The organism is Oxalobacter vibrioformis (assembly GCF_027118995.1).
Taxonomy (GTDB): Bacteria; Pseudomonadota; Gammaproteobacteria; order Burkholderiales; family Burkholderiaceae_D; genus Oxalobacter; species Oxalobacter vibrioformis.
The window spans coordinates 1,434,724-1,459,275 of record NZ_CP098242.1 but is presented as its reverse complement, the minus strand read 5'-3'; the positions used below and the strand labels follow the sequence as shown (position 1 = coordinate 1,459,275).

Sequence of the window (24,552 nt, the reverse complement as noted above, 5' to 3'; positions counted from 1 at the left end):
TAACCAGCAGCGTTGCCTTCCCTTGTTCAGCCTTGCCGGCTCACGTTTTCCGTACTTTCAAAACGAAGCAGACGCGGCGGGGAAATAACGCATTATCAGGCAGGCTCTACCTGAACAAGCTGCTCTATGATGCGATCAACATGCACATGCCAATCAGGCAATTGAAATCCCAGACTCCGGGAAAGTGCCGAATTATCCAGACGGGAATTGTGAGGACGGCGCGCCGGAAGGGGATATTCTTCAGATGTAATGGGAGTAATTCCTGCTGAAGTCAATTTCATCGGGCGATTTTTTCGGGAGGCCTGATCCATCAAATAACAGGCAAGACCATACCAGCTTGTTTCTCCTGACGCGACAAGATGATGAATGCCTTCCGGTAAAATATCCCGGTAAAAAGCGGCAATGGAAAGTGCTGTCACATCGGCAATCAATTCGGCGGAAGTCGGTGCACCAGTCTGATCTGCCACTACATTCAGGGTTTCACGCTCCTTTCCCAGACGCCAGATCGTTTTAATAAAATTCTGTCCATGAAAGGCATGCACCCAACTGGTGCGGAAAATGAAATGATGGCAGCCCGCCTGTTGTACAGCAAGCTCACCGGCCAGCTTGCTTTTTCCATACACATTCGGCGGATTGGTGATATCTGTTTCAACATAAGGCGTATCTTTTTTTCCATCAAAAACATAGTCTGTTGAATAATGCACTAGCAGCGTACCATTATGGCGGGCATGATCCGCAAGCAATTCGACCGCATCAGCATTGATCTGAAACGCCAGGCGTTCTTCCTCCTCTGCCCTATCAACTGCCGTATAGGCTGCGGCATTGACAATCACATCGGCCCCATGTCCCCGGACAATCTCCCGCAAGCGGTCCTTGTCTGCCAGATCGACCTGATTGCGATCCAGCGCAATAACCTCTCCCAAAGGATAGAGCGTCCGAAGCAGCTCATGCCCGACTTGTCCGTTTTTTCCAAGTAAAAGTATTTTCATAAGGATTCCTGATCTGTTCTATTCATACCAGGACTCGGGTTTTCAACTGTTTATTATCCGTTCAAATCTCTACCCGTCCGCCTAGCTCAATAACCCGGTTGGCCGGAATCCGGTAATAATCCGCCGCATTGCGGGCATTGCGTGATATCCAGATAAACAGATGTTCCCGCCAGCGAGCCATCCCGGATGACGGCGTGGAAATCAGTGTCTGTCGTGATACAAAAAAAGAAGTCGCCATCATGTCAAAGGTATAACCATATTCCTTGCACAACAACAGTGTGCGCGGAATATCGACTTCATCCTTGAAACCATAATACAGATCGATCTGATGACATTCATAACCAAGCGCTTCCACTTTGACGCGCTCGCTGACCGGCACCCAGGGGACTTCTTCAATATGAATCGTTAAAAAGAAAACCCGTTCATGCAACACCTTGTTGTGGGAGAGATTGTGCAAAAGTGCCTGCGGCGCCCCGTCATTTTCCCCGCGCAAAAATATGGCCGTCCCGGCAATGCGCTGCGGCGGAGAGAAAAAGAGAGATTGAAGAAAAGAATTCAGCGGAATGGCATGCCTTTTCTGGCTGGCCCCGACCAGGATGCGCCCCCGCCGCCATGTCATCATCAGCACATATATAAAGAGGCCAATGGCAATGGGGAACCAGCCACCGCTTTTTATCTTGAGTGTATTGGAACTCAGCAGTGACACGTCGATCATGCAAAACAAGAGGGGAACCGCCAGGCTGAGGAAAATATTGCGCTTCCAGTGGTAACGCATGATAAAGAAAAGAAAAATGGTGGTGATCAGCATGGCCCCGGTTACGGCAACACCATAAGCTCCCGTCAGATTGGTCGATGAGCGGAATTCAACAACCGCGACAATAACTGCCACCATCTGCAGCCAGTTGACCGTGGGGATATAGATCTGCCCCATTTCACTTTCCGAGGTATACACAACCTTCATGCGGGGGAGAAGGCCAAGGCCAATCGCCTGCTTGGTAATGGAAAAAGCACCGGAAATCGTTGCCTGGGAAGCAATCACAACCGCTACAGTCGACATGAAAACCAGGGGATAAATACTCCAGGAACCCAGTTGCTGGAAAAAGGGATTACTCAGTGCGCCAGGATTCGACAGCAAAAGCCCCCCTGCCCCAGATAATTCAGCGTAAGGGCAGGAAATACCAGTCTGAACCAGGCACGGCGAATGGGCTGGGGGCCAAAATGCCCCATATCAGCATACAGGGTTTCTGCGCCGGTAAACGCCAGTACAACCGCACTCAATGCAATAAAGGCCGTTCCCGGATTTTGTTCGATAAAAAGCAGGGCATACCAGGGATTCAAGGCAAAAAGCACTGCGGGCGACGCCACAATATTAACCACGCCCATGCCGGCAAGCGCGATAAACCAGACAATCATGATGGGACCAAACCATTTCCCGATACCGGCGGTACCCTTGTATTGAATGGAGTACAACCCCACCATGATGGTCAGCGCGATGGGAATGACATAAGGACGAAATAGGGGCGTGGCAACTTCCAGCCCTTCCACGGCAGAAAGGATCGAAATTGCCGGAGTAATCACACTGTCACCATAAAAGAGGGACGCGCCCAGCACACCCAGCGCCAAAAGCGGATAGTACAGCCGCGACTTTTTGGGCAATGCCGAGTGGGCCAATGCCATGAGCGCCAGCGTACCACCCTCCCCCCGGTTATCGGCACGCAGCATGATCAGGACATATTTGACCGAGACCACAACAATGAGGCCCCATATGATCAGAGAAACAATACCCAGCAGATTGTTTGACGTCAGGATCAGGCCGCCTGTTCCGCCAAAAACCGCACGCATGGCATACAGCGGGCTGGTACCGATATCACCATAAACAATACCGATTGAGGCAACGGTCAGCGCAGCAAGGCTGCTTTTCTCTATCCCCTGTTTTTCCGCTTCAGGATGGTGTTCCAAATAAACTCCTATTTTACGGTTGCGCCTGCACAATAGGACAAAGCCGCAAAAAATGCAATTCCCGGATTGCGCCGAAATACCCGGTTTTATTTTCGGCCAAACCTGCGCACCCCATACTGCATTTGCGCAATAGATGCCGGACATGATACTTTCAGCAGATTCCCCCTTTTATTTAATTTTTAATTACGGCTTTTTCCATGTCCCAATATGTTTTTACGATGAACCGGGTCGGCAAGATCGTCCCGCCCAAGCGTCAAATCCTGAAAGATATCTCCCTTTCCTTTTTTCCCGGCGCCAAAATCGGTGTTTTAGGATTGAACGGTTCCGGGAAATCAAGCCTGCTGAAGATCATGGCAGGCGAAGACACGGATATCCTGGGCGAAGCACGGCCGATGCCCAATCTGAAAATCGGTTATATGCCCCAGGAACCGCAACTGGATTCGGAGCAGACTGTACGCCAGGCGGTGGAAAGCGGCCTTGGCGAAGTGTTTGAGGCCCAGGCAAAACTGGATGCGGTTTATGCCGCTTATGCGGAACCGGATGCCGACTTTGATGCGCTGGCAGAAGAACAGGCACGCCTGGAAGCAGTCATTGCGGCAGCAGATGGCACCAACCTGGATCAGCAACTGGAAATGGCCGCTGATGCACTGCGCCTGCCGCCCTGGGATGCAAAAATAGGCATCCTGTCTGGCGGGGAAAAGCGCCGGGTTGCCTTGTGCCGCCTCCTGCTGTCCCGGCCCGACATGCTGCTTTTGGATGAGCCGACAAACCACCTGGACGCTGAATCAGTCGACTGGCTGGAACAATTCCTTCATCGATTCCCCGGCACGGTTGTCGCTATCACCCACGACCGTTACTTTCTGGACAATGCCGCAGAATGGATTTTAGAACTGGACCGGGGCCAGGGCATTCCATGGAAAGGCAACTACAGTTCCTGGCTGGAGCAGAAAAGCCTTCGCCTGAAGCAGGAAGAGGCATCGGAGTCATCCCGCCAGAAAACCATTGCCAAGGAACTGGAATGGGTACGGCAGAACCCGAAAGGGCGACAGGCCAAGAGCAAGGCCCGCCTTACCCGTTTCAATGAACTCTCGGAATATGAATACCAGAAACGCAACGAAACCCAGGAGATATTCATTCCTGTGGCAGAGCGGCTGGGCAATGACGTCATCGAATTCAAAAACGTCTCAAAAGGGTATGGCGACAGGCTGCTGATTGAAAACCTGAGCTTCATGATTCCCCCAGGCGCCATTGTTGGCGTGATCGGGCCGAACGGTGCCGGCAAATCAACGCTTTTCCGGATGATCATCGGCCAGGAACAGCCTGATGAGGGTGAAATCAGGATCGGGCAAACGGTCAGGGTTTCGCTGGTTGACCAGTCCCGCGAGGCGCTGGAAAACAACAAGACGGTATTTGAAGATATCAGTAACGGCACGGATACCCTCACCGTTGGCCGCTTTGAAATGCCTGCACGCGCCTATCTGGGACGATTCAACTTCAAGGGCGCGGACCAGCAGAAAAACGTCGGCAGCCTTTCCGGTGGCGAGCGCGGCAGGCTGCACCTGGCCAAAACCCTCATGCAGGGAGGTAATGTCCTCCTGCTTGACGAACCCTCCAACGATCTGGATGTTGAAACCCTTCGGGCGCTGGAAGACGCCCTGCTGGAGTTTGCGGGCAGCGTCATCGTGATTTCACATGATCGCTGGTTCCTGGACCGGATTGCCACCCATATCCTGGCTTTTGAAGGCGATTCGCAGGTCACCTTTTTTACCGGGAACTATCAGGAATACGAAGCAGACAAACGCAAGCGGCTGGGTGAAGAAGGCGCCAAACCCAAGCGGATCCGGTACAAGCCGGTAACCCGCTAAAGCCTGTTACACAAAACATACAGAGATACGAAAAAAGGCATTAGATAAAAACGGGGCTCTAGATTACAATACAAAACTTTAAGGTGCATGTTATTAATACTGTGTCAAATATTGTTGAGATTCGCGATCTGGCTTTCCGTTATGGTGAGCGCCCGATTCTGTCGGAATTGAACATGACCTTTCCCCGCGGAAAGGTCATTGCCGTCATGGGTGGATCCGGTTCGGGAAAAACAACCATATTGCGCCTGATTGGCGGCCAGATTAAACCACAGGCCGGCACACTGCTTGTCAGCGGCGAGCCGATCCATGACCTGGATACAGAAGGCGTCTACCGGCTGCGCCGGAAAATGGGCATGTTATTCCAGTATGGCGCCCTTTTTACCGATCTGTCGGTTTTTGAAAACGTCGCATTCCCCTTGCGCGAGCAAACTGACCTGTCCGAAGAGCTGATTCATGATCTGGTGCTGATGAAGCTGCAGGCTGTCGGGCTTCGCAATGCCGCCTATATGAAACCGGCTGAGATTTCCGGTGGCATGGCGCGCCGTGTCGCCCTGGCCAGGTCCATTGCCCTGGACCCGGAACTCATTATGTACGATGAGCCGTTTGCCGGGCTGGACCCGATTTCAATGGGCGTGACGGCCAACCTGATCCGCCGCTTGAATGACGCGCTGAACTCCACCTCGATTGTGGTGTCACACGATGTGGAGGAATCCTTCACCATTGCCGATTATGTCTACTTCCTTTCAGAAGGACGTATCGTTGCCCACGGTACCCCACAGGAAATGCGTGAATCCCATGAGCCATACGTCAGGCAATTTGTGCATTCCCAGGCCGATGGCCCGGTTCCCTTCCACTACCCCGGGAAATCACTGGCCGAAGATCTGGGGCTGGAGAAAACCGCATGATCGCGTCTATCGCCACATTGGGTTTCAAAACCAGAAAACTGGTTGCCGGCATCGGCTATGCTTTCCGCATGTTCCTGACACTGACAGGCGCGATTGTCCGGGTCATCAGAAGGCCCCGCCTGATCACCGACCAGATTCATTTCATTGGCAACCATTCCGTTTTGCTGATTACGGTAGCAGGCCTTTTTGTCGGATTCGTGCTGGGCCTGCAGGGGTATTACATCCTGAACAAATACGGATCGGAACAGGCACTGGGCACGCTGGTCGCACTGGCCCTGCTTCGTGAGCTGGGTCCCGTCATCACGGCACTTTTGTATGCCGGTCGGGCCGGCACCTCGCTAACCGCCGAGATCGGCCTGATGAAGGCCGGCGAACAGCTGACCGCCATGGACATGATGGCCGTCAATCCGGTACACCGGGTTTTAGCACCACGTTTTTGGGCAGGCATCATTTCCATGCCGATTCTTGCCGCCCTTTTCAGCGCAGTGGGTATTTTGGGCGGTTATATCGTCGGGGTTGTCCTGATCGGTGTGGATGAGGGCGCATTCTGGTCGCAGATGCAGAGCAATGTCGACATCTGGCTGGATATCGGAAACGGGATGGTCAAAAGCCTGGTGTTTGGTTTTGCTGTGACATTCCTGGCGCTTTTCCAGGGATATGAGGCGAACCCGACCCCTGAAGGGGTTTCTATTGCAACAACCCGGACCGTTGTTTATTCATCGCTTCTGGTGTTGTGGCTGGATTTTTTGATGACGGCGCTGATGTTTAACTGAATTATGTGATTTTGACAACTTTTGACCATTTCAACCGTCTGTGTCAAATATGAGACACTTTGCCGGTTTTCTGTCTCTTTTCAACAACACGAAATGGGCTGTTTGCTAAACTAACTGGTATTATTTTTTTATGCAACGCAAATCTCTGGATATCTGGGTAGGTTTCTTTGTCATTGTTGGCGCTCTGGCTATGATGTTTCTGGCGCTCAAGGCAGGAAACATGAGTTCTCTATCGTTTGAAAAAACCTATTCCATTACGACCCGCTTTGACAATATCGGCGGCTTAAAGCCAAGAGCACCGATCAAAAGCGCCGGTGTGGTTATTGGCCGTGTGGGGGACATCAGCTTTGATGATGAGGAATTCCGGGCACAGGTCATGCTCCAGATTGAAGAGCGTTACAAGTTTCCGAAAGACAGCAGTGCCAAGATTTTGACATCGGGTTTGCTGGGTGAGCAATACATCAGCATTGAGCCAGGTGGCGATGAAAACAACCTGGCAAACGGCGACCAGATTACCATGACACAATCCGCCATGGTTCTGGAAAACCTGATCAGCCAGTTTATTTACAGTAAAGCGACAGAAGAAAAGGACCCTGACAAATGAGTCTCACTTCAAAATTGACCAAAATTTGTGCGGCCGCATCCCTGGCTGTGCTCGTAACCGGTTGCACACACAGCCCAAACGATCCGCTGGAAGGATATAACCGTCAGGCCTTTTATTTCAATGAAGCGATGGATACGGTGGTGGTAAAACCCATTGCCCATGGCTACCATGACCTGGTACCGGATGTTATCCAGACCATGGTCAGCAACTTCTTCGGCAATATCGCCGACGTCTGGATCGCTTTCAACAACTTTCTGCAGGGGCGTGGCGATGAAGGGTTCTCCGATGTCTCCCGCATCATGATCAATACCTTTGCCGGTGTTGGCGGACTGATTGATGTCGCCTCTGATGCCGGCCTGCCCAAACATAATGAGGATTTCGGCCAGACCCTTGGTGTCTGGGGTGCACCTCCCGGACCTTACTTCGTAATCCCCATTCTGGGCCCGTCCACCATTCGTGACACTATTGCGGCGCCTGCTGACTACTGGTTTGGCGACCCAATCACCTATATCGGCAACAGCCGTGAAGGCCTCATGTGGGGACTGGTTGCCCTTCGCGGTATCAGCAAGCGCGCCGAACTCATTGACGCTGCATCGGTCATTGATGATGCCGCCATCGACAAATATGAATTCATCCGCGATGCCTACCTGCAAAGACGCCAGCGCCTGGTTCATGACAAAGACCTGAGCGATGACCAATGGGAAACGGTTGATGAGAAAAACAAACGGATTGAAGGCCAGACCTGGCTGCCAAGCAGCGAAGTCAGGCCGCAACCCTCACCGGTAGAAAAAACGGCGGTAACGACTACCGAGGCAGAAGCAGCTCCGGCAGAGGCCAGTGCCCAGACTACGGCTGAAACACCGGAAACCGTGGTAGCGCCAACCGCAGCAGCAGATGCTGTTCCGGCAACTGATGACAGCGTGGCTGACTCTGCCCCGGAAAAGGACAAGCCAGCCCAGGCCTCTGGCCCGGCATCGGCTGAAACCGCTGCACTGATCAATTAATCAGACAATAAAATCGGGAAACGCTGATTAAATGATTTTGGGAGATGAAGTGCAAGGTGCATGGAGCGCCGCAACCAGGACATCTCTTAAGATAGGCGAAGGTTGCGAGCACCGTGTAACGCAGCAATTCGCTCTCAAAGCCTTTTAATCAGGGTTTCCAAAGCCCACCTTAATAAAAGAAGATTGAATATGACTGCATTAAAAAAATGGTTTGTTTTTGCCTTTACCACTTTGGCATTTACATGCGCAGCACAGGCGAGTGTGCAAGAAGCACCAGATGAGCTGGTCAAGCGTGTCAGCGTGGACGTGCTGGATGTTGCCAAAAAAGACAGGGATGTCAAAAAAGGCAACATGCAAACCATTTTCAGGCTGGTCGAAGAAAAGGTCATGCCCTACGTCGATTTCAAAAAGACCACGTCTTTGGCTGTCGGCAAATACTGGCGCCAGGCAACACCGGCACAACGTGAAGAGCTGACCAAACAATTCCACGATCTGCTTTTCTACACCTATGCCAGCGCCATCTCCAAGGTGGAAGATGGTCACAAGCTGCAATTCCAGCCGCTTCGCGCCAAGGCAGACGCAACGAACGTTATCGTCAATTCCCGTATTATCCAGCCGAAAAATCCGGAACCCATCCTGATTGGCTATCGTCTGGAAAAGCAGGCTGATGGCTGGAAAATTTATGACATCAATGTCATGGGTGCATGGCTGGTCGAAACCTATAAGACCACTTTCACCAATGAGATTGGCCGTGCCGGTATTGATGGCCTGATCAAGACACTCAAAGACAAGAACGCCAGCCTGGCCAAAGGTGGCCAGCCGACCAAATAATCAGAAGGCGTCCTGATGTCTGTTTCCATCACCAGCCTTTCCTTTTCCAGTGCAAAAGAAGCACTGAAAACAGGGCTGGAAGCCATCAAAGGCGGACAGACTGCTTTTGACCTTGGCAGCATCACCACAACAGACTCTTCCAGCATTGCTGTCATGCTTGCATGGCAGCGTGCTGCAAAGGCTGCATCAACGCCTCTTCAGTTCCTCAATACGCCTGACAATATCCTGAGCCTTGCGGCACTGTATGGTGTCACTGATCTGTTGGGTCTGCCGGCACCAGTGAACGCTCACGGCGAAGCCACGCATTAATCCGGTACGGCCCGTCGCAGAGGGTTTGTCGTACAATATCACGGCTATCGCCATTTTCCGGCAATGTAACTGATCCTTCCGACAGACTTCCCTGTATGGAAAAGTTGTTTTTATGTCAGCCATTGAAATCAGAAACATCAATAAAAACTACGGTGACCTGAAAGCACTGCAGAATGTCTCGCTTAATATCGGCGAAGGGGAATTTTTTGGCCTTTTGGGCCCGAATGGCGCAGGCAAGACCACATTAATCTCCATTATTGCCGGGCTGGCACGCGCCGACTCCGGAGATGTCCGTATTTTAGGCCATGATGTGATTGATGATTTTCAGGCCGCCAGAAAAAACCTGGGCGTTGTCCCCCAGGAACTCGTTTTTGATCCTTTTTTTACCGTTCGTGAAACCCTGCGGCTGCAATCCGGTTATTTTGGACTGAATAAAAATGACGACTGGATTGACGAAGTCATGCATAACCTGGATCTGTCGGACAAGGCCAATGTCAACATGCGCGCCCTGTCCGGCGGGATGAAACGGCGGGTGCTGGTCGCACTGGCACTGGTGCACAAGCCCCCTGTCATCGTGCTGGATGAGCCGACAGCCGGCGTCGATGTGGAATTGCGGCAAACCCTGTGGCAATTCATCGGCCGGCTCAATCAGGAAAAACATACCATTGTCCTGACAACCCATTATCTGGAAGAAGCACAGACTTGGTGCAACCGGATCGCCATGCTCCAGCGCGGTGAAATTGTAGCGCTCGATACGACAGAAGCCCTGATCAAACGGGTTTCCGAGTCCCAGCTTGTCTTAAAACTTGCGGAAAACCGCCTGCCGGAAAGTCTGAAACCGCTTATCGTGACGCAGGATACGATTGAGGCATCGCATATCTGGACACTGCGCATCAACCAGTACGACGAAATTGAAAAAATCCTGCAAATCCTGCGGGAAAACAGCGTTACCGTCAGTGATATTCAACTCAAGCAGGCTGATCTGGAAGATGTGTTTGTCCAGATCATGAATACCAGGAACCGCTGACATGTTTTCCTCGCCATTTCTCACCCTCTTTTATAAAGAAATCTGGCGTTTCTGGAAAGTCGCCACCCAGACCATTACCGCACCCATCCTGACCTCCCTGCTTTATCTGCTGATATTCGGACAGGCGCTGGAAAATCACGTTCAGGTATACGATGGCGTGACCTATACCGCTTTCCTTATTCCGGGACTCGTCATGATGAGCCTGCTGCAGAATGCCTTTGCCAACTCATCTTCTTCGCTGATCCAGTCCAAGATAAACGGTAGCCTGGTTTTTGCGCTTTTGGCACCGATTTCCTATCTGGAATGGTATGGCGCCTATCTGCTGGCTGCGATTTTCCGGGGCATTGTGGTCGGGCTGGGCGTTTTTCTGGTTACCTGCTGGTTTGCCGACATTTCTTTTGTCGCGCCTGCCTGGATCGCTGTTTTTGCGCTTTTCGGCGCAGCCATTTTAGGCAGTATGGGCATTGTCGCGGGTATCTGGGCCGACAAATTCGATCAACTGGCCAGTTTTCAGAATTTCCTGATCATGCCGGCAACCTTTCTTTCGGGCGTTTTTTATTCAATTCACTCTCTGCCATCAATCTGGCAAACCATCTCCCGGTTCAACCCGTTTTTTTATATGGTGGATGGTTTCCGTTATGGTTTTTTCGGCCAGTCTGATGTGAACCCGTTCTTCAGTCTTGCCATCGTCGCTGTTTTTTTTGTCTTTCTGGCAGCAATAACGGTACGGATGTTGAAAAGCGGGTATAAATTACGACATTAAACCCGTAGAATACGGGTTTTCCTGTTTAAAACAGCCATCTATTCAGACTCGGGGAGGCGGGCTGTTTTGCTTTACCTATTGACCTCGCCCTGACAAATTAGCAGAAATGGACAAACTGATTATTTCCGGCGGACACCGCCTTTCTGGTGAAATCACCATCTCCGGCGCCAAAAATGCCGCCCTGCCGATCCTGTGTGCAGGACTTCTGACAGCTGATACGGTTGCCCTGTCGAATGTCCCGGCTTTGCGCGATGTGCAAACCATGCTGCGCCTTTTGCAGCAAATGGGACTAAAAACCGAACAGCAGGGTGAAAACATTACGTTGAATGGCAGTGGCATCGATAATTTCTGTGCTCCATACGAGTTGGTCAAGACCATGCGGGCATCCATCCTGGTGCTGGGGCCGCTTGTTGCCCGCTTCGGGCAAGCCAAAGTCTCACTGCCAGGCGGTTGCGCCATTGGTTCACGCCCTGTCGAGCAACATATCAAGGGATTGCGCGCGATGGGGGCAGAAATTGAAATTGATGCAGGATACATTCATGCCAGGGCGGGCCGCTTAAAAGGCGCACGGATCACCACTGATATGATTACCGTTACCGGGACCGAAAATCTGCTGATGGCTGCCACGCTGGCCAACGGAGAAACGGTTCTGGAAAACGCCGCACGCGAGCCGGAGGTAACGGACCTGGCCAACCTGCTGGTCAAAATGGGTGCGCAGATTGAAGGGATCGGCACAGACCGTCTCGTGATCCATGGCGTTGAACAACTGCATGGCGCATCACACGAAGTGATTGCCGACCGGATCGAAACGGGCACTTTCCTGTGCGCGGTTGCCGCTACCGGCGGCGATGTCACGCTGGTGCGGACACAGGACAATATCCTGGACGCGGTTCTTGATAAAATAAGGGAAACCGGCGCCGAGATCACGACGGGTGATTCCTGGATACGGATACGGATGAACAGCCGCCCCAAGGGCGTGAGTTTTCGCACGACAGAATATCCCGGATTTCCGACTGACATGCAGGCCCAGTTTATGGCGGTAAACTGTATTGCCAGTGACGCCAGCCATGCCGTAGAAACTATTTTTGAAAACCGCTTCATGCACGTTCAGGAGTTAAACCGCCTCGGCGCAAGAATCAAGACAGAAGGCAATACGGCCTTTGTCAAAAACGTGGAGAAACTGATTGGTGCCCCTGTCATGGCAACCGACCTTCGGGCGTCGGCTTCGCTGGTGATTGCCGGCCTGGCGGCACATGGAGAAACCCATGTGAACCGCATTTACCATCTGGATCGCGGCTATGATCGAATGGAAGAAAAACTGTCCGCTGTGGGCGCGAATATACAAAGAGTCAAACAATGAACCAGCCTGAAAGCAATAACGCACAGGAACTCGTGCTTGCCCTCTCCAAAGGGCGTATTTTTGACGAAACCATCCCGCTTTTGCAGGAAGCCGGTATCCAGGTCCTTGAAGACCCGGAAACCTCGCGCAAACTGATCCTGCCGACCAACCAGCCAACGGTTCGGGTCATCATTGTTCGCGCATCAGATGTGCCGACCTATGTCCAGTATGGCGCAGCAGACTTTGGCGTTGCCGGCAAGGATGTGTTGCAGGAGCATAGCAGTGCCGGTCTGTACCAGCCCATTGACCTTCATATCGCAAAATGCCGTCTTTCCGTTGCGGTACGGGAAAACTTTGATTACGATGCCGCCATCAAACAGGGCTCCCGCCTGCGGGTTGCCAGCAAATACGTCCAGGCAGCCCGTGAGCACTTTGCAAAAAAAGGGGTTCATGTCGACCTGATCAAATTGTATGGTTCAATGGAGCTGGCACCGCTGGTCGGCCTGGCAGATGTGATTGTTGACCTCGTCAGCACCGGAAATACCCTGAAAGCCAATAATCTGGTTGAAGTGGAAAAAATACAGGAAATCACGTCCCGCCTGATTGTGAACCAGGCTTCACTCAAGCTGAAGCGCCAGCTCCTCCAGCCGATCATGGAAGCCTTCAAAAAGGCCTCCATCCAGCTGAATGACTCAACCAATGAATTTGCGGACCCCAATCTGTATTGAGGAAAAACCATGACGATCCGGATTACCCGGCTGGATACCACCCAGCCTGACTTTGATTCTGCCCTTATGCAAATCCTGGTATTTGAGGCCAGTGAAGATGAATCCATCGACCGGGTGGCGGCCGATATCATTGCCGATGTCAGGAAGCGTGGCGATGCGGCTGTGCTGGAATATACCAACCGCTTTGACCGCCTGACAGAAACTGCCATGGCATCGCTTGAAATCCCGGTTGAGTCTTGCCTGGCGGCGCTGAATAATCTTCCACCTGCCAGTCGTGCAGCACTGCAGGTAGCGGCCGACCGTGTCCGCGTCTACCACGAGCATCAGCGCGAAGCCTGTGGCGGCTCCGGCTACACCTACACCGACGAACATGGTTCCCTGCTCGGACAGAAAATCACACCGCTTGATAAAGTCGGTATCTATGTTCCCGGCGGCAAAGCGGCTTATCCGTCATCGGTACTGATGAATGCCATCCCCGCGCAGGTTGCCGGTGTGCCGGAAATCATCATGGTCGTTCCGACGCCGGATGGCATCCGAAACGAGTTGGTGATGGCTGCTGCCGGCCTGTCCGGGGTTAACCGCATTTTTGCCATTGGCGGTGCGCAGGCCGTTGCCGCGCTGGCTTATGGCACCGAAACGATTCCGGCTGTTGATAAAATTGTCGGCCCCGGCAATGCTTTTGTTGCAGCAGCCAAGCGCCGGGTATTCGGTCAGGTAGGCATTGACATGATTGCTGGCCCTTCCGAGATATTGGTACTGTGTGATGGCACCACCAATCCGGACTGGATCGCCATGGACCTCTTCTCCCAGGCAGAGCATGACGAACTGGCACAATCCATTCTCGTCTGCCCGGATACCGCCTACCTTGACCAGGTTGAGGCCAGCATTGCCCGGCTTTTGCCCCAGATGCGGCGCCAGGAAATCATCCGTACGTCATTGACGAACAGGGGTGCCCTGATCAAGGCAAAGAATATGGAAGAAGTCTGCGCCATAGCCAACCGGATTGCACCGGAACATCTGGAAGTATCCACCGAAAATCCGGAGCGCTGGCTTGACCTGCTGCGCCATGCCGGGGCGATTTTCCTGGGCCGCTTCACCTCGGAAGCGCTGGGAGACTATTGCGCCGGCCCGAACCACGTGTTGCCGACATCGCGTACCGCGCGTTTTTCTTCGCCGTTAGGCGTCTATGATTTCCAGAAACGCTCCAGCATCATCCGGGTCAGCGAAGAAGGGGCACAGATCCTGGGCAAAACAGCGCTGGAACTGGCAGAAGGGGAAGGGCTGGAAGCTCACGCAAAGAGTGCCGCCTACCGGATGAAAAAAGACTGACGCTTAAGGAGAAATTCCTGCGTTTTGAATAAAGAAAGACAACATGTCGCTGATTGAAAACATCATCCGCCCGGATGTCCGTGCGCTGGATGCCTATCATGTGCCGGACTCAGCCGGCTACCTGAAACTGGACGCGATGGAAAACCCGTATCGTCTGCCAGAGAACATGCAGAAAAAACTCGGTGAACACCTGGCTGAAGTCGCGCTGAACCGTTACCCGGTTCCCTCCTATACGGAACTGAAGGCAAAAATACGGGAAACGCTGGGCATACCCCCGGGCTATGATGTGATTGTCGGCAATGGATCGGATGAACTGATCGTCATCGTCTCTACCGCCCTTGCCCGCCAGGACAGGCGTGCCAAAGTGCTGGCGCCTGTGCCGACTTTTGTCATGTACGCGCTTTCCGCACAGTTTGCCGGCATGGAATTTGTCGGTATCCCGCTGAAAGCGGATTTTTCACTGGATATGGATGCCATGCTTGACGCCATCCGGGTACAGCGGCCGTCCGTCCTGTATCTTGCCTATCCCAACAACCCGACGGGCAATCTCTTTGACTTAGAGGATATGCTGGCCCTGATCGAAGCCATGAAAGATATCGGCATCGTGATCAGTGATGAGGCCTACCAGCCGTTTGCACAAACCAGCATGATGTCATACCTGCCCAAATACCCGAATCTGGTGGTCATGCGAACCGTATCCAAGCTGGGGCTGGCAGGGGTGCGCCTGGGTTATATGTCGGCCTCATCAGAACTGCTTGCCGAGTTTGACAAGGTGCGCCCTCCCTATAACGTGAATGTACTGACAGAAGCTGCGGTAACGTTTGCCCTTGACCATATTGATGTCTTTAACAGGCAGGCCGCCGCCCTGCGAGGCGAACGCGAAACGCTGTCTGCCGCACTCTCGGCGCTGCCGGGTATCGAGGTACTGCCATCTTCGGCCAATTTTGTTCTGGTTCGCCTTGAAAATGCCGATACAGTTTTTGAAAAACTGCTGGCAAAAAAGATTCTGATCAAAAATGTAGGTAAAATGCATATATTGCTTGATAATTGTCTGCGTATAACTGTCGGCACGCCTGAAGAAAACAAGCAGTTTCTCGAATTGTTCAGCGCCTGCCTTTCCCAACCTGTCTGAAAATTGCTATGTCTGCTCCAAGAACCGCCGAAATCACACGTAATACAAAGGAAACCCAAATCAGGGTTGCCATCAATCTCGATGGAACCGGTCAGTTGAATACGGTTACCGGTGTACCGTTTCTGGACCATATGCTGGACCAGATCGCCCGGCACGGCCTGGTTGACCTCACCATTGAAGCCAATGGTGATCTCCACATTGACGGACACCACACGGTTGAGGATATCGGCATCGCCCTGGGACAGGCCATAGCGAAGGCAATTGGCGATAAAAGCGGCATCCGCCGTTATGGACATGCCTATATCCCGCTGGATGAAGCGCTCTCACGTGTCGTGATTGATTTTTCCGGGCGGGCTTATCTCGAATTCAATGTCGACTTTACCCGTCCGACATCCGGTACATTTGATCTGGATCTGGTACAGGAATTCTTCCAGGGGTTTGTCAATCATGCCCAGGTGTCGCTGCACATTGACAACCTGCGCGGAAAGAATGCTCACCACCAGTGCGAAACCATCTTCAAGGCCTTCGGACGTGCCCTGCGCATAGCAGCGGAATCCGATCCGCGTGCTGCGGGCATGATTCCGTCAACCAAGGGGACTCTGTAAAACAACTCCCGAAAGCACTGTTACTGACGGCTCACCCCTATGAGAAAAATTGTTGTTGTTGACTATGGCATGGGCAATCTGCGCTCCGTGGCACAGGCACTGCGCGCTGTCGCCCCCGAAGCGGACGTAAGAATTTCCGGCGAAATTGCCGACATCCGCGAAGCGGAACGCATCGTTTTACCCGGCCAGGGCGCCATGCCGGACTGCATGCGCTCCCTGCGTGAATCCGGCCTGCAGGACGCCATGATCGAGGCTGCCCGCTCAAAACCCATTTTCGGCGTCTGCATTGGCGAACAGATGATGTTTGACTGGAGTGAAGAAGGAAATACCCCCGGGCTGGGCCTGCTGCCCGGAAAAGTGATCCGTTTTCGCCTGGAAGACCAGTTGCAGCCTGACGGCACACGGTACAAGGTACCGCAAATGGGATGGAACCGGGTACAACAAACCACATCGCATCCGTTATGGAAAGATATACCGGACAACAGCCATTTTTATTTTGTGCACAGCTTTTATGCCATACCGGAAAATACGGCACATATCACCGGTCAGACGGAGTACGGACTGACTTTCTGCTGTGCCGTAACTCATGAAAATCTGTTTGCAACCCAGTTTCATCCTGAAAAAAGTGCTGAAGCAGGGTTACAACTGTATAAAAATTTCATAAACTGGAATCCTTGAGTAAAAAATAATTTTTTATCATTTTTTTCTGATCTTTCATCATGCTGCTCATACCTGCTATCGACCTGAAAGATGGTCGCTGTGTTCGCCTCAAACAAGGCGATATGAACCAGGCCACCGTTTTTTCCGATGATCCTGCCGAAATGGCCTTGCACTGGCTTGAACAAGGCGCCCGGCGTTTGCATCTGGTTGACTTAAATGGTGCCTTTGCCGGAAAACCGGTCAATGAATCTGCTGTTAAAAACATTATCCGTGTCGTACAGGATTATGCGGATGACAATGATCTCGAAGAGATCCCTGTACAGCTTGGTGGCGGCATCCGTGATCTTGATACGATTGAACGCTTTTTGGACCATGGGCTGAGCTATGTCATTGTCGGAACGGCTGCCGTGAAAAATCCCGGCTTTCTGCAGGATGCCTGTGGCGCCTTTGCCGGCCATATCATTGTCGGACTGGATGCACGGGACGGAAAAGTGGCAACCGATGGCTGGAGCAAGCTCTCACGGCACAACGTCATTGAGCTGGCACAGAAATACGAAGGCTACGGCGTCGAATCCATCATCTATACCGATATCGGGCGCGACGGCATGATGTCCGGTGTGAATATCGATGCCACGGTCAATCTGGCCCGTGCCGTCCGTATACCGATTATTGCTTCAGGCGGCGTCCACGACATCCGGGATGTGGAAGCACTTTGCGAAGTGCAGCATGAAGGCATTGAAGCCGTCATCTGCGGCCGTTCCATCTATGAGGGCACACTTGACCTGGAACAGGCACAGGCACGCGCTGACGAATTGTCCGATGAATAAGCCTGCCGCCCGTTCGCGGTAAACCTGGGGCTTTTCATATACAATCACCAGGGGCAGTCTTTATTAATTGGCCTGCCCCTAAAGCAATGTATACCGTACGGCATTGTCGTAAGGTATACGCTGCATTTATTTTTAAGACAGGAAATACCCCATGCTGGCAAAAAGAATTATTCCCTGCCTGGATGTCACGGCAGGCAGGGTTGTAAAAGGCGTCAACTTTGTTGATCTGCGTGATGCGGGAGATCCGGTTGAAATTGCGCGCCGCTACAACGAACAAGGCGCTGATGAATTGACCTTCCTCGATATCACGGCAACCAGTGATCAACGTGACCTTATCCTGGATATTATCGAAGCCGTTTCCGCCCAGATCTTTATCCCGCTGACTGTCGGTGGCGGTGTCCGGACAGTGGATGATGTCCGCCGTCTTCTCAATGCAGGTGCGGACAAAGTCAGCATCAACTCCTCCGCTGTCACCAATCCGGAACTGGTAGCCGATGCCGCCAGCCGTTATGGATCACAATGTATCGTGGTGGCCATTGATGCCAAACAGGTGGGGCCGGATCGCTGGGAAGTTTTCACGCATGGCGGACGCACCCCGACCGGCCTGGATACTATTGATTGGGCAAAAAAAATGGAAGCCCTTGGCGCAGGCGAAATTCTTCTGACCAGCATGGACCGTGACGGCACAAAAAGCGGTTTTGATATTCCGCTGACGCGCGCTGTGTCGGATGCTGTCAATATTCCGCTGATTGCCTCAGGCGGTGTCGGCAATCTGCAGCATCTGGCCGATGGCATCCTCGAAGGACACGCCAATGCCGTGCTGGCTGCCAGCATCTTTCACTATGGTGAATTCACCGTACAGGAAGCCAAGCGCTTCATGGCTGAACGGGGAATCGAGGTCAGGCTGTCATGACGGGAAAAGGCTGGCTGGAAACAATCCACTGGGATGACGACGGGCTGGTTCCTGTCATTGCACAGGAAGCGGCAACCGGTACCATCCTCATGTTTGCCTGGATGAACCATGATGCCCTGATACAAACGGTCCAGACAGGTAAAGCGGTATACTGGAGCCGTTCAAGAAAAAAGCTGTGGCATAAGGGCGAGGAATCAGGACATACGCAAAAGGTGATCGACATGCGTATCGACTGCGATGAAGATGTCCTGCTGTTGCTGGTAGAGCAGGCTGGCGGTATTGCCTGCCACACCGGTCGTCAATCCTGCTTTTACCAGCAGTTCCAGGGTGACGTTTCGACAGGCCGGTGGGTCGCTGTCGACCCTGTATTGAAAGATCCGAAACAAATATACCAATGAACAATACGTTGCAAAGACTCTCTGCCATCATTGAATCGAGAAAACCGGCCAATGGCGGCGACCCGGAAAAATCGTATGTTGCCCGCCTGTTGACCAAGGGTGACGATGCCATTCTGAAAAAAATCGGGGAAGAAGCAACCGAAACCGTCATGGCTGCCAAGGATGCGCGAAATGGCGGTGATGCAGCAAAAATCGTTTCCGAATGTGCCGACCTGTGGTTTCACTCGCTGGTTCTGCTGGCGCAATTTGGCCTGACACCCGATGATGTCATGGATGAGCTTGCACGGCGTGAGGGAATTTCAGGCATCGAAGAAAAAGCCGCTCGCAAGGATATCCTGCGGGAAGCGGACGAAAACCAAAAAAACTGAAGGAGAAACTGATGGAGAATTGTCCTTTCTGCAAAATCATTGAGAGACGGCTGCCAGCAGATATTATTTATGAAAATGACAGAATCCTGGTTTTCAAGGATATCAATCCGGCCGCTCCGGTTCATTTTCTGATCGTGCCAAAGCAGCATATCCCGACACTCTCTGATTGCCACGAAGGCCATACCGCCATCCTGGGAGAAATGATGGCCGTGGTTCCGCGAATCGCGGATATGCAGAAAATAGGGGTAGTCGGCAGTACGCCCGAGACCCGCACCGGGGGCTACCGTGTCATCATCAATGCCGGACCGGACGGCAGGCAGGAGGTATACCACCTGCATGTCCACATGATCGGTGGGCCGCGTCCGTGGAAAGACAATAAATAATCCGGTCTTTGAACCGACCAGAAATCAGGCGGATAGCGGCAACGTTATCCGCCTGATTGTTCTTCCAGACGCTTTCTTGAGGGCCGCTTGCCAACGGTCACTTCCAGCGGCACATCCTTGCCGTTTCGCGATACCGTCAAACCAACCTTGCTGCCCGGCTCCAACAGCGCAATCATGTTGAACATTTCTGTCATGTTTGCGATTGGCTTGTCGCCAACAGCCAGCAGGATATCTCCGGGCTTCATACCGGCTTTGTCCGCCGGACCATTTTTGAGAATTGCCGCAATAATCACGCCGCTTTTCTGGCTCAACTGGAGATTTTCAGCCAGCTCTGGCGTGATATCCCGGGGCTCCACCCCGATCCAGCCCCGTACCACCTGCCCCTTGCTGATGATGGATTCCATCACCGTCTTCACCGTTGATACCGGAATGGCAAAGCCGATGCCCAGTGATCCGCCGGTACGTGAATAAATGGCTGAATTGATCCCCAGAAGGTTGCCATTGGCATCAATCAGTGCACCGCCCGAATTACCCGGATTGATCGCGGCATCTGTCTGGATAAAATTTTCATAGATATTGATACCGAGTTGGCTTCTGCCCAGGGCGGATACAATACCCATCGTCACCGTTTGCCCGACACCGAAAGGGTTGCCGATTGCCAGCACCACATCCCCCACCCTGGCTTCCTCGATATGGCCCAGTGTCATGGTGGGCAGATTCGGCAACTCCACCTTGATGACGGCCAGATCCGTTTCAGGGTCCGTTCCCACCAGCTTGGCCGATGCTTTTCTGCCATCCTCAAATGCCACTTCAATCTGGTCTGCCGTCTCCACCACATGGTTGTTGGTCACAATGTAGCCTTCCGGGCTGATCACCACGCCGGAACCGAGATTGGTCTGTTTTTCCGCATTGTCAAAGCGCTCACCGAAAAAACGCCGTAAAAAAGGATCATCCAGAAGCGGGCTTTGTGGCTGGCGAACCTCTTTCATGGTATAGATGTTCACGACAGCAGGCATGGCGCGCGTCACCGCCTCACGATAAGACGCCTGCGCAGGCGTTGCATTTGGCGAGGCTTCCTGTACGGTCACCGTTGAAGTCAACGGTTTTCTCTGGGCGCTCCCCTCAGATGTCCATTCCGATTTCAGTGTCGCAACCAGGAACCAGATTGCCAGGCCCGCTGTTACAATTTGAGCAAACAACAACCACAGCCGTTTTATATTGGACATATCGGAAAATTCAAAAATGGATCAAAAAACTGCGCATAGGGATGAAATTACCAGATTTCTGGCCCAGAAACTAAATATTTCTCATATTCGTGATTATTGTCCAAATGGTTTACAAGTGGAAGGGCAAATTCACATTAGCGCCATTGTAACCGGCGTCACCGCCAGTCTCGCCATGGTTGAGGCAGCCATTGACGCCGGGGCTGACGCGCTTTTCGTTCATCATGGCTACTTCTGGCGAGACGAAGACCCTTGTCTTACCGGCCCCAAGCATGCCCGAATCAAGCGGCTTTTAGCACATGATATCAATCTTTATGCCTACCATCTTCCCCTCGATATGCACGAAGACATCGGCAACAATGCGATGCTGGCAAAAAAACTCGGCTTTCTTTCAAGAGGACGCTTCGGGGAAAATGATATCGGCTGGCTTGGTATTACTGAAAATCCGGCCATCAGCACAACAGGCAAGCTCGCAACCCTGATTGAAAATCGCCTGGGAAGAAAACCGCTTTTGATCGGTGATCCCGAACAACCCGTTGATATGGTCGGCTGGTGCACCGGCGCGGCACAGGGCATGCTCGCTGAAGCCGCATCAGCTGGCGCTGGTGTTTACCTGAGCGGGGAGATTTCAGAACGAACCGTGCATGAAGCCCGTGAATACGGTATTGCCTACCTGGCCTGCGGGCACCATGCCACCGAACGTTATGGTATTGAAGCGCTCGGCGAACTGCTTGCCCGTCAGTTTGGCATCCGCCACCAGTTCATTGAAATTGACAACCCGGCATAACGTGCGCCTTTCACTAGCTGCCCGATCTGCCCCTCTTTAAAAAAGGATCACAATTCTTTATAATATAAAGTTGACGTTAAACTGGGCTTAGTTTCCCTAAACTGGATATATGTTACGGACAGTTGCAAAGAAATCCGGACTTTTTAATCGGTGAACTTTTTTCATGTGCTCATCTTCAACCTGTATCCGGCAAATCCCCTGTATAACCATGAAACAGGCCGCTGTTCTCGAGACAGCGGCTTTAACTTCGTTTTCTCTGGCATAAAGGAACAAAAATCATGATGGTTCTTTATTCAGGTACTACCTGCCCCTTCTCTCAGCGCTGTCGCCTGGTTCTCTTTGAAAAAGGCATGGATTTTGAAATTCGCGATGTTGACCTGTTCAACAAACCCGAAGAAATCTCGGCAATGAACCCGTATGGGCAGGTACCTATTCTGGTTGAAAGGGAGCTGATCCTCTATGAATCCAATATCATCAATGAATATATTGATGAGCGTTTCCCGCATCCCCAGCTTATGCCGGCTGACCCTCTGATGCGTGCCCGTGCCCGGCTGATGCTCTTTACCTGTGAAAAAGAGCTGTTTGTTCATGTTGATACCCTGGAAAACGACAAATCTGAAATGGCTCATATCAACCATGAAAAAGCCCGCGCCCAGATTCGGGACTACCTGACCGCGCTGTCGCCCCTTTTCCAGAAAAACAAATTCATGCTTGGAGATGATTTCTCGATGCTGGATGTTGCTATCGCTCCACTTCTCTGGCGCCTTGACTACTACGGTATCGAACTCTCCAAGACTGCCGCGCCGCTCATGAAATATGCCGAGCGCATTTTCTCGCGTCCTGCTTATATCGAGGCACTGACACCGCCGGAAAAAGTCATGCGCCGCTGATTCAATCAGGGAAACAGGAAACACCATGGAAAACGCCACCAAGCCCTATCTGGTACGCGCCATTCATGAATGGTGCGTGGATAACGGCTTTACACCCTATATCGCAGTGGATGTCGATTCACATACCAGACTGCCCCTGCAGTTTGTCCGTGAAGGCCAGATCGTTCTCAACATCAGCTACGATGCAACCAGCGGGCTGGTGATCGATAACGAATCCATCCGCTTCAAGGCGCGCTTTGGCGGTGTTTCCCAGGATATTTACATCCCCGTGATCAATGTCATGGCAATCTATGCCAAGGAAAACGGCCACGGTATGGCTTTTGATGTCAAACGAACGCCACCGGATGCTGATCCACCGTCTGACAATGATCCCAAACCGCCAAAAAAAGACGGGCCGCCGATTTTAAAACGGGTGAAATAAGGTAAAATACGCTTCTTTAAAAAATGCCAGCTTAGCTCATCAGGTAGAGCACATGATTTGTAATCATGGGGTGGCGGGTTCGAGTCCTGCAGCTGGCACCAAAACACAGTTCGGAGAAATCCGAGAGCATCCAGAAACCCGCTAAAACACTAAGCTTTAGCGGGTTTTCTTATCCACCAACATCCTCCAACTTCCATTGATTTTATGTACACGAATGTGTATATTTTTTGTGTACACCAACTTTGCCCATACTCAATCAATGGCAACAAACAAGCTAAATACAAAATTCTGTGATGCGGCACAACCCGGACATCATTTCGATGGCGATGGATTATTTCTCCTTGTGCAGAAGGATGGGAAAAAATACTGGCGCTCTGTCACATATGTCAACGGGAAAAGAAAACAGCTGGGCTTTGGCAGATATCAAAGAATTTGTCCAGCATGTCCACAGCGTTTGACATCATGAACGGCTTTCCCCGGTAGGCATAGACCTTGGCAAGATTGACCCAGTGCGTTCCGATCAGCGTCTGCGAAAGATAGGCTTCTGTGTCACTGGCTAGCTGTTAAGTTCCAATACGTTATTCCCATTTACGGATAGCCATTTAGCTGGAGAGATTCTTCCGAGAGCTGAGAGAGATCGGATGCTGTTATACCAGTTGATCCACAAAGCCAGGGCAGCCGTTCTCTCATGAGAATGAGTATACACCCTGGCATACGCCCATTCATTCATGGCAGTGCGGATAAAGCGCTCTGCCTTTCCATTGGTCTGCGGCCTATAAGGTCTGGTTCGCCTGTGCTTGATACCAAGTTCAGCGCAGGCATCACGCCAGGCAAAAGATTGATAGCAGGCACCATTGTCAGTCAGAACCCGCTCTACCCGGATGCCAGGACGCTGGTAATAAGCGATGGCCTGACGTAAGAATAAAACAGCAGATTCCTTTTTCTCATTGGGCAAGATGGCTGTAAAAGCCATGCGCGAGGCATTGTCCACACAAACATGCAGATACTCCCAACCTGCATGGCGCGGCTTGGCAGCCTGCCTGCCCAGGATGCGGTGTCCAACGCCATCAATCCTGCCCAGCTTCTTGATGTCGATATGAAGCATCTGGCCGGGCCTGTCCCACTGATAACGGACAACCGGCTCTTTGGGGGTTAATGCATGAAGCCGCGACAAGCCCTGACGCTTCAGGACTCGAAATACGCTGCTTCTGCATAGACCGAGGCGGTGTGAAATCATATCTCCTGTCAGACGCTTTTGACGCAAGGCGAGAATCCGCTGAATGTCCTGTAACCGAAGCTTGCTACGACAGCGTAAAGGACGGGATGAGGCGTCTTTCAGGGCGGACAGGCCTCCCTGCCTGTAGCGCTGGTACCATTTCCTGGCGGTTCTGACGCTGACGCCAAATCCGGCTGCCACAATGGATGCCGGTTGGGTCTGCATCCGTTTGACCATTTCTTCTCGACCTTTGGGTGTAAGTTTGGCATTCTTATGGATGTTCACCTTTCTTCCTTTCCTGTTT

General features: G+C 52.2%; 27 protein-coding genes, 1 tRNA gene and 1 pseudogene. 25 read left to right on the top strand and 4 right to left on the bottom strand.

The window, feature by feature from the left end; genetic code table 11:
* Positions 1-95: 95 nt before the first annotated feature.
* Both rfbD and NB640_RS07215 read right to left on the bottom strand, forming a co-directional pair.
* Positions 96-989, bottom strand: coding sequence for a dTDP-4-dehydrorhamnose reductase (rfbD, locus tag NB640_RS07220; protein WP_269308070.1), 894 nt, complete (start codon positions 987-989; stop codon positions 96-98).
* Between the two features lie 61 nt (positions 990-1,050).
* Positions 1,051-2,915 (bottom strand): annotated as a pseudogene (locus NB640_RS07215) (potassium transporter Kup).
* Between the two features lie 230 nt (positions 2,916-3,145).
* Between NB640_RS07215 and ettA the strand changes: the two are divergent.
* The 20 genes from ettA (at position 3,146) to NB640_RS07115 (ending at position 19,711) form a co-directional block, all read left to right on the top strand.
* On the top strand, positions 3,146-4,813 hold the full coding sequence (gene ettA / locus NB640_RS07210; protein WP_269308069.1) for an energy-dependent translational throttle protein EttA: 1,668 nt from the start codon (positions 3,146-3,148) through the stop codon (positions 4,811-4,813).
* A 101-nt stretch (positions 4,814-4,914) separates the two neighbouring features.
* Positions 4,915-5,718 (top strand): ABC transporter ATP-binding protein, encoded by an 804-nt coding sequence (locus NB640_RS07205; protein WP_269308068.1) that lies wholly within the window; start codon positions 4,915-4,917, stop codon positions 5,716-5,718.
* Positions 5,715-6,491 carry a lipid asymmetry maintenance ABC transporter permease subunit MlaE gene (mlaE, locus tag NB640_RS07200; protein ID WP_269308067.1) on the top strand — a complete coding sequence of 259 codons (777 nt, stop codon included), beginning with the start codon at positions 5,715-5,717 and terminating at the stop codon, positions 6,489-6,491. The genes NB640_RS07205 and mlaE overlap by 4 nt, the downstream gene beginning before the upstream one ends.
* Positions 6,492-6,621: 130 nt before the next feature.
* Positions 6,622-7,095 carry an outer membrane lipid asymmetry maintenance protein MlaD gene (gene mlaD / locus NB640_RS07195; protein WP_269308066.1) on the top strand — a complete coding sequence of 158 codons (474 nt, stop codon included), beginning with the start codon at positions 6,622-6,624 and terminating at the stop codon, positions 7,093-7,095.
* Entirely contained in the window at positions 7,092-8,099 is a 1,008-nt protein-coding gene (locus tag NB640_RS07190) for an MlaA family lipoprotein (protein ID WP_269308065.1), read from the top strand. The genes mlaD and NB640_RS07190 overlap by 4 nt, the downstream gene beginning before the upstream one ends.
* Positions 8,100-8,288: 189 nt before the next feature.
* A complete protein-coding gene (locus NB640_RS07185; RefSeq protein ID WP_269308064.1) occupies positions 8,289-8,930 on the top strand; it encodes an MlaC/ttg2D family ABC transporter substrate-binding protein in 642 nt (213 codons plus the stop codon).
* Between the two features lie 15 nt (positions 8,931-8,945).
* Positions 8,946-9,239 carry an STAS domain-containing protein gene (locus NB640_RS07180; protein ID WP_269308063.1) on the top strand — a complete coding sequence of 98 codons (294 nt, stop codon included), beginning with the start codon at positions 8,946-8,948 and terminating at the stop codon, positions 9,237-9,239.
* Between the two features lie 112 nt (positions 9,240-9,351).
* Positions 9,352-10,266 (top strand): ABC transporter ATP-binding protein, encoded by a 915-nt coding sequence (locus NB640_RS07175; protein WP_269308062.1) that lies wholly within the window; start codon positions 9,352-9,354, stop codon positions 10,264-10,266.
* Position 10,267: 1 nt separating this feature from the next.
* Positions 10,268-11,029, top strand: a complete 762-nt coding sequence (locus tag NB640_RS07170; RefSeq protein ID WP_269308061.1) for an ABC transporter permease — start codon at positions 10,268-10,270, stop codon at positions 11,027-11,029.
* A gap of 106 nt (positions 11,030-11,135) precedes the next feature.
* Complete coding sequence (murA, locus tag NB640_RS07165; protein WP_269308060.1) at positions 11,136-12,389, top strand: UDP-N-acetylglucosamine 1-carboxyvinyltransferase; 1,254 nt, start codon at positions 11,136-11,138, stop codon at positions 12,387-12,389.
* Positions 12,386-13,096 (top strand): ATP phosphoribosyltransferase, encoded by a 711-nt coding sequence (hisG, locus tag NB640_RS07160; RefSeq protein ID WP_269308059.1) that lies wholly within the window; start codon positions 12,386-12,388, stop codon positions 13,094-13,096. Before murA ends, hisG begins: the two co-directional genes overlap by 4 nt.
* A gap of 9 nt (positions 13,097-13,105) precedes the next feature.
* Positions 13,106-14,425: a histidinol dehydrogenase gene (gene hisD / locus NB640_RS07155; protein ID WP_269308058.1), complete on the top strand. Its 1,320-nt coding sequence runs from the start codon at positions 13,106-13,108 to the stop codon at positions 14,423-14,425.
* A 43-nt stretch (positions 14,426-14,468) separates the two neighbouring features.
* On the top strand, positions 14,469-15,557 hold the full coding sequence (hisC, locus tag NB640_RS07150; protein ID WP_269308057.1) for a histidinol-phosphate transaminase: 1,089 nt from the start codon (positions 14,469-14,471) through the stop codon (positions 15,555-15,557).
* Between the two features lie 8 nt (positions 15,558-15,565).
* On the top strand, positions 15,566-16,162 hold the full coding sequence (gene hisB, locus NB640_RS07145; RefSeq protein WP_269308056.1) for an imidazoleglycerol-phosphate dehydratase HisB: 597 nt from the start codon (positions 15,566-15,568) through the stop codon (positions 16,160-16,162).
* Between the two features lie 39 nt (positions 16,163-16,201).
* Positions 16,202-16,840, top strand: a complete 639-nt coding sequence (gene hisH / locus NB640_RS07140) for an imidazole glycerol phosphate synthase subunit HisH (protein WP_269308055.1) — start codon at positions 16,202-16,204, stop codon at positions 16,838-16,840.
* Positions 16,841-16,881: 41 nt separating this feature from the next.
* Positions 16,882-17,649: a 1-(5-phosphoribosyl)-5-[(5-phosphoribosylamino)methylideneamino]imidazole-4-carboxamide isomerase gene (gene hisA / locus NB640_RS07135; protein WP_269308054.1), complete on the top strand. Its 768-nt coding sequence runs from the start codon at positions 16,882-16,884 to the stop codon at positions 17,647-17,649.
* A gap of 151 nt (positions 17,650-17,800) precedes the next feature.
* On the top strand, positions 17,801-18,562 hold the full coding sequence (gene hisF, locus NB640_RS07130) for an imidazole glycerol phosphate synthase subunit HisF (protein WP_269308053.1): 762 nt from the start codon (positions 17,801-17,803) through the stop codon (positions 18,560-18,562).
* The gene (gene hisI, locus NB640_RS07125; RefSeq protein WP_269308052.1) at positions 18,559-18,960 is read left to right on the top strand and encodes a phosphoribosyl-AMP cyclohydrolase; all 402 of its coding nucleotides are present in this window, start codon (positions 18,559-18,561) and stop codon (positions 18,958-18,960) included. Before hisF ends, hisI begins: the two co-directional genes overlap by 4 nt.
* On the top strand, positions 18,957-19,328 hold the full coding sequence (locus NB640_RS07120; protein ID WP_269308051.1) for a phosphoribosyl-ATP diphosphatase: 372 nt from the start codon (positions 18,957-18,959) through the stop codon (positions 19,326-19,328). The genes hisI and NB640_RS07120 overlap by 4 nt, the downstream gene beginning before the upstream one ends.
* Before the next feature lie 11 nt (positions 19,329-19,339).
* Positions 19,340-19,711, top strand: coding sequence for a histidine triad nucleotide-binding protein (locus tag NB640_RS07115; RefSeq protein ID WP_269308050.1), 372 nt, complete (start codon positions 19,340-19,342; stop codon positions 19,709-19,711).
* 44 nt (positions 19,712-19,755) lie between these two features.
* Here the strand turns inward: NB640_RS07115 and NB640_RS07110 are convergent, their stop codons facing one another.
* Positions 19,756-20,928, bottom strand: coding sequence for a Do family serine endopeptidase (locus NB640_RS07110; RefSeq protein WP_269310420.1), 1,173 nt, complete (start codon positions 20,926-20,928; stop codon positions 19,756-19,758).
* Positions 20,929-20,953: 25 nt separating this feature from the next.
* Between NB640_RS07110 and NB640_RS07105 the strand changes: the two genes are divergently transcribed.
* The 5 genes from NB640_RS07105 (at position 20,954) to NB640_RS13045 (ending at position 23,498) form a co-directional block, all read left to right on the top strand.
* Positions 20,954-21,721, top strand: coding sequence for a Nif3-like dinuclear metal center hexameric protein (locus tag NB640_RS07105; protein ID WP_269308049.1), 768 nt, complete (start codon positions 20,954-20,956; stop codon positions 21,719-21,721).
* Positions 21,722-21,999: 278 nt separating this feature from the next.
* Entirely contained in the window at positions 22,000-22,611 is a 612-nt protein-coding gene (locus tag NB640_RS07100; RefSeq protein WP_269308048.1) for a glutathione S-transferase N-terminal domain-containing protein, read from the top strand.
* Between the two features lie 25 nt (positions 22,612-22,636).
* Positions 22,637-23,032, top strand: a complete 396-nt coding sequence (locus NB640_RS07095; RefSeq protein WP_269308047.1) for a ClpXP protease specificity-enhancing factor — start codon at positions 22,637-22,639, stop codon at positions 23,030-23,032.
* 25 nt (positions 23,033-23,057) lie between these two features.
* Positions 23,058-23,133, top strand: a tRNA-Thr gene (locus tag NB640_RS07090).
* A 113-nt stretch (positions 23,134-23,246) separates the two neighbouring features.
* Positions 23,247-23,498, top strand: coding sequence for an Arm DNA-binding domain-containing protein (locus NB640_RS13045; protein WP_408637916.1), 252 nt, complete (start codon positions 23,247-23,249; stop codon positions 23,496-23,498).
* Positions 23,499-23,588: 90 nt separating this feature from the next.
* Here the strand turns inward: NB640_RS13045 and NB640_RS07085 are convergent, their stop codons facing one another.
* Positions 23,589-24,533: an IS481 family transposase gene (locus tag NB640_RS07085; protein WP_269308046.1), complete on the bottom strand. Its 945-nt coding sequence runs from the start codon at positions 24,531-24,533 to the stop codon at positions 23,589-23,591.
* Positions 24,534-24,552 lie beyond the last annotated feature (19 nt).

Excerpts from the sequence above, each read along its gene's own strand:
- rfbD (WP_269308070.1), bottom strand. The coding sequence starts at position 989 with ATGAAAATACTTTTACTTGGAAAAAACGGACAAGTCGGGCATGAGCTG.
- ettA (WP_269308069.1), top strand. The coding sequence starts at position 3,146 with ATGTCCCAATATGTTTTTACGATGAACCGGGTCGGCAAGATCGTCCCG.
- mlaE (WP_269308067.1), top strand. The coding sequence starts at position 5,715 with ATGATCGCGTCTATCGCCACATTGGGTTTCAAAACCAGAAAACTGGTT.
- mlaD (WP_269308066.1), top strand. The coding sequence starts at position 6,622 with ATGCAACGCAAATCTCTGGATATCTGGGTAGGTTTCTTTGTCATTGTT.
- NB640_RS07190 (WP_269308065.1), top strand. The coding sequence starts at position 7,092 with ATGAGTCTCACTTCAAAATTGACCAAAATTTGTGCGGCCGCATCCCTG.
- NB640_RS07185 (WP_269308064.1), top strand. The coding sequence starts at position 8,289 with ATGACTGCATTAAAAAAATGGTTTGTTTTTGCCTTTACCACTTTGGCA.
- NB640_RS07180 (WP_269308063.1), top strand. The coding sequence starts at position 8,946 with ATGTCTGTTTCCATCACCAGCCTTTCCTTTTCCAGTGCAAAAGAAGCA.
- NB640_RS07175 (WP_269308062.1), top strand. The coding sequence starts at position 9,352 with ATGTCAGCCATTGAAATCAGAAACATCAATAAAAACTACGGTGACCTG.
- NB640_RS07170 (WP_269308061.1), top strand. The coding sequence starts at position 10,268 with ATGTTTTCCTCGCCATTTCTCACCCTCTTTTATAAAGAAATCTGGCGT.
- murA (WP_269308060.1), top strand. The coding sequence starts at position 11,136 with ATGGACAAACTGATTATTTCCGGCGGACACCGCCTTTCTGGTGAAATC.
- hisG (WP_269308059.1), top strand. The coding sequence starts at position 12,386 with ATGAACCAGCCTGAAAGCAATAACGCACAGGAACTCGTGCTTGCCCTC.
- hisD (WP_269308058.1), top strand. The coding sequence starts at position 13,106 with ATGACGATCCGGATTACCCGGCTGGATACCACCCAGCCTGACTTTGAT.
- hisC (WP_269308057.1), top strand. The coding sequence starts at position 14,469 with ATGTCGCTGATTGAAAACATCATCCGCCCGGATGTCCGTGCGCTGGAT.
- hisB (WP_269308056.1), top strand. The coding sequence starts at position 15,566 with ATGTCTGCTCCAAGAACCGCCGAAATCACACGTAATACAAAGGAAACC.
- hisH (WP_269308055.1), top strand. The coding sequence starts at position 16,202 with ATGAGAAAAATTGTTGTTGTTGACTATGGCATGGGCAATCTGCGCTCC.
- hisA (WP_269308054.1), top strand. The coding sequence starts at position 16,882 with ATGCTGCTCATACCTGCTATCGACCTGAAAGATGGTCGCTGTGTTCGC.
- hisF (WP_269308053.1), top strand. The coding sequence starts at position 17,801 with ATGCTGGCAAAAAGAATTATTCCCTGCCTGGATGTCACGGCAGGCAGG.
- hisI (WP_269308052.1), top strand. The coding sequence starts at position 18,559 with ATGACGGGAAAAGGCTGGCTGGAAACAATCCACTGGGATGACGACGGG.
- NB640_RS07120 (WP_269308051.1), top strand. The coding sequence starts at position 18,957 with ATGAACAATACGTTGCAAAGACTCTCTGCCATCATTGAATCGAGAAAA.
- NB640_RS07115 (WP_269308050.1), top strand. The coding sequence starts at position 19,340 with ATGGAGAATTGTCCTTTCTGCAAAATCATTGAGAGACGGCTGCCAGCA.
- NB640_RS07105 (WP_269308049.1), top strand. The coding sequence starts at position 20,954 with ATGGATCAAAAAACTGCGCATAGGGATGAAATTACCAGATTTCTGGCC.
- NB640_RS07100 (WP_269308048.1), top strand. The coding sequence starts at position 22,000 with ATGATGGTTCTTTATTCAGGTACTACCTGCCCCTTCTCTCAGCGCTGT.
- NB640_RS07095 (WP_269308047.1), top strand. The coding sequence starts at position 22,637 with ATGGAAAACGCCACCAAGCCCTATCTGGTACGCGCCATTCATGAATGG.
- NB640_RS13045 (WP_408637916.1), top strand. The coding sequence starts at position 23,247 with ATGTGTATATTTTTTGTGTACACCAACTTTGCCCATACTCAATCAATG.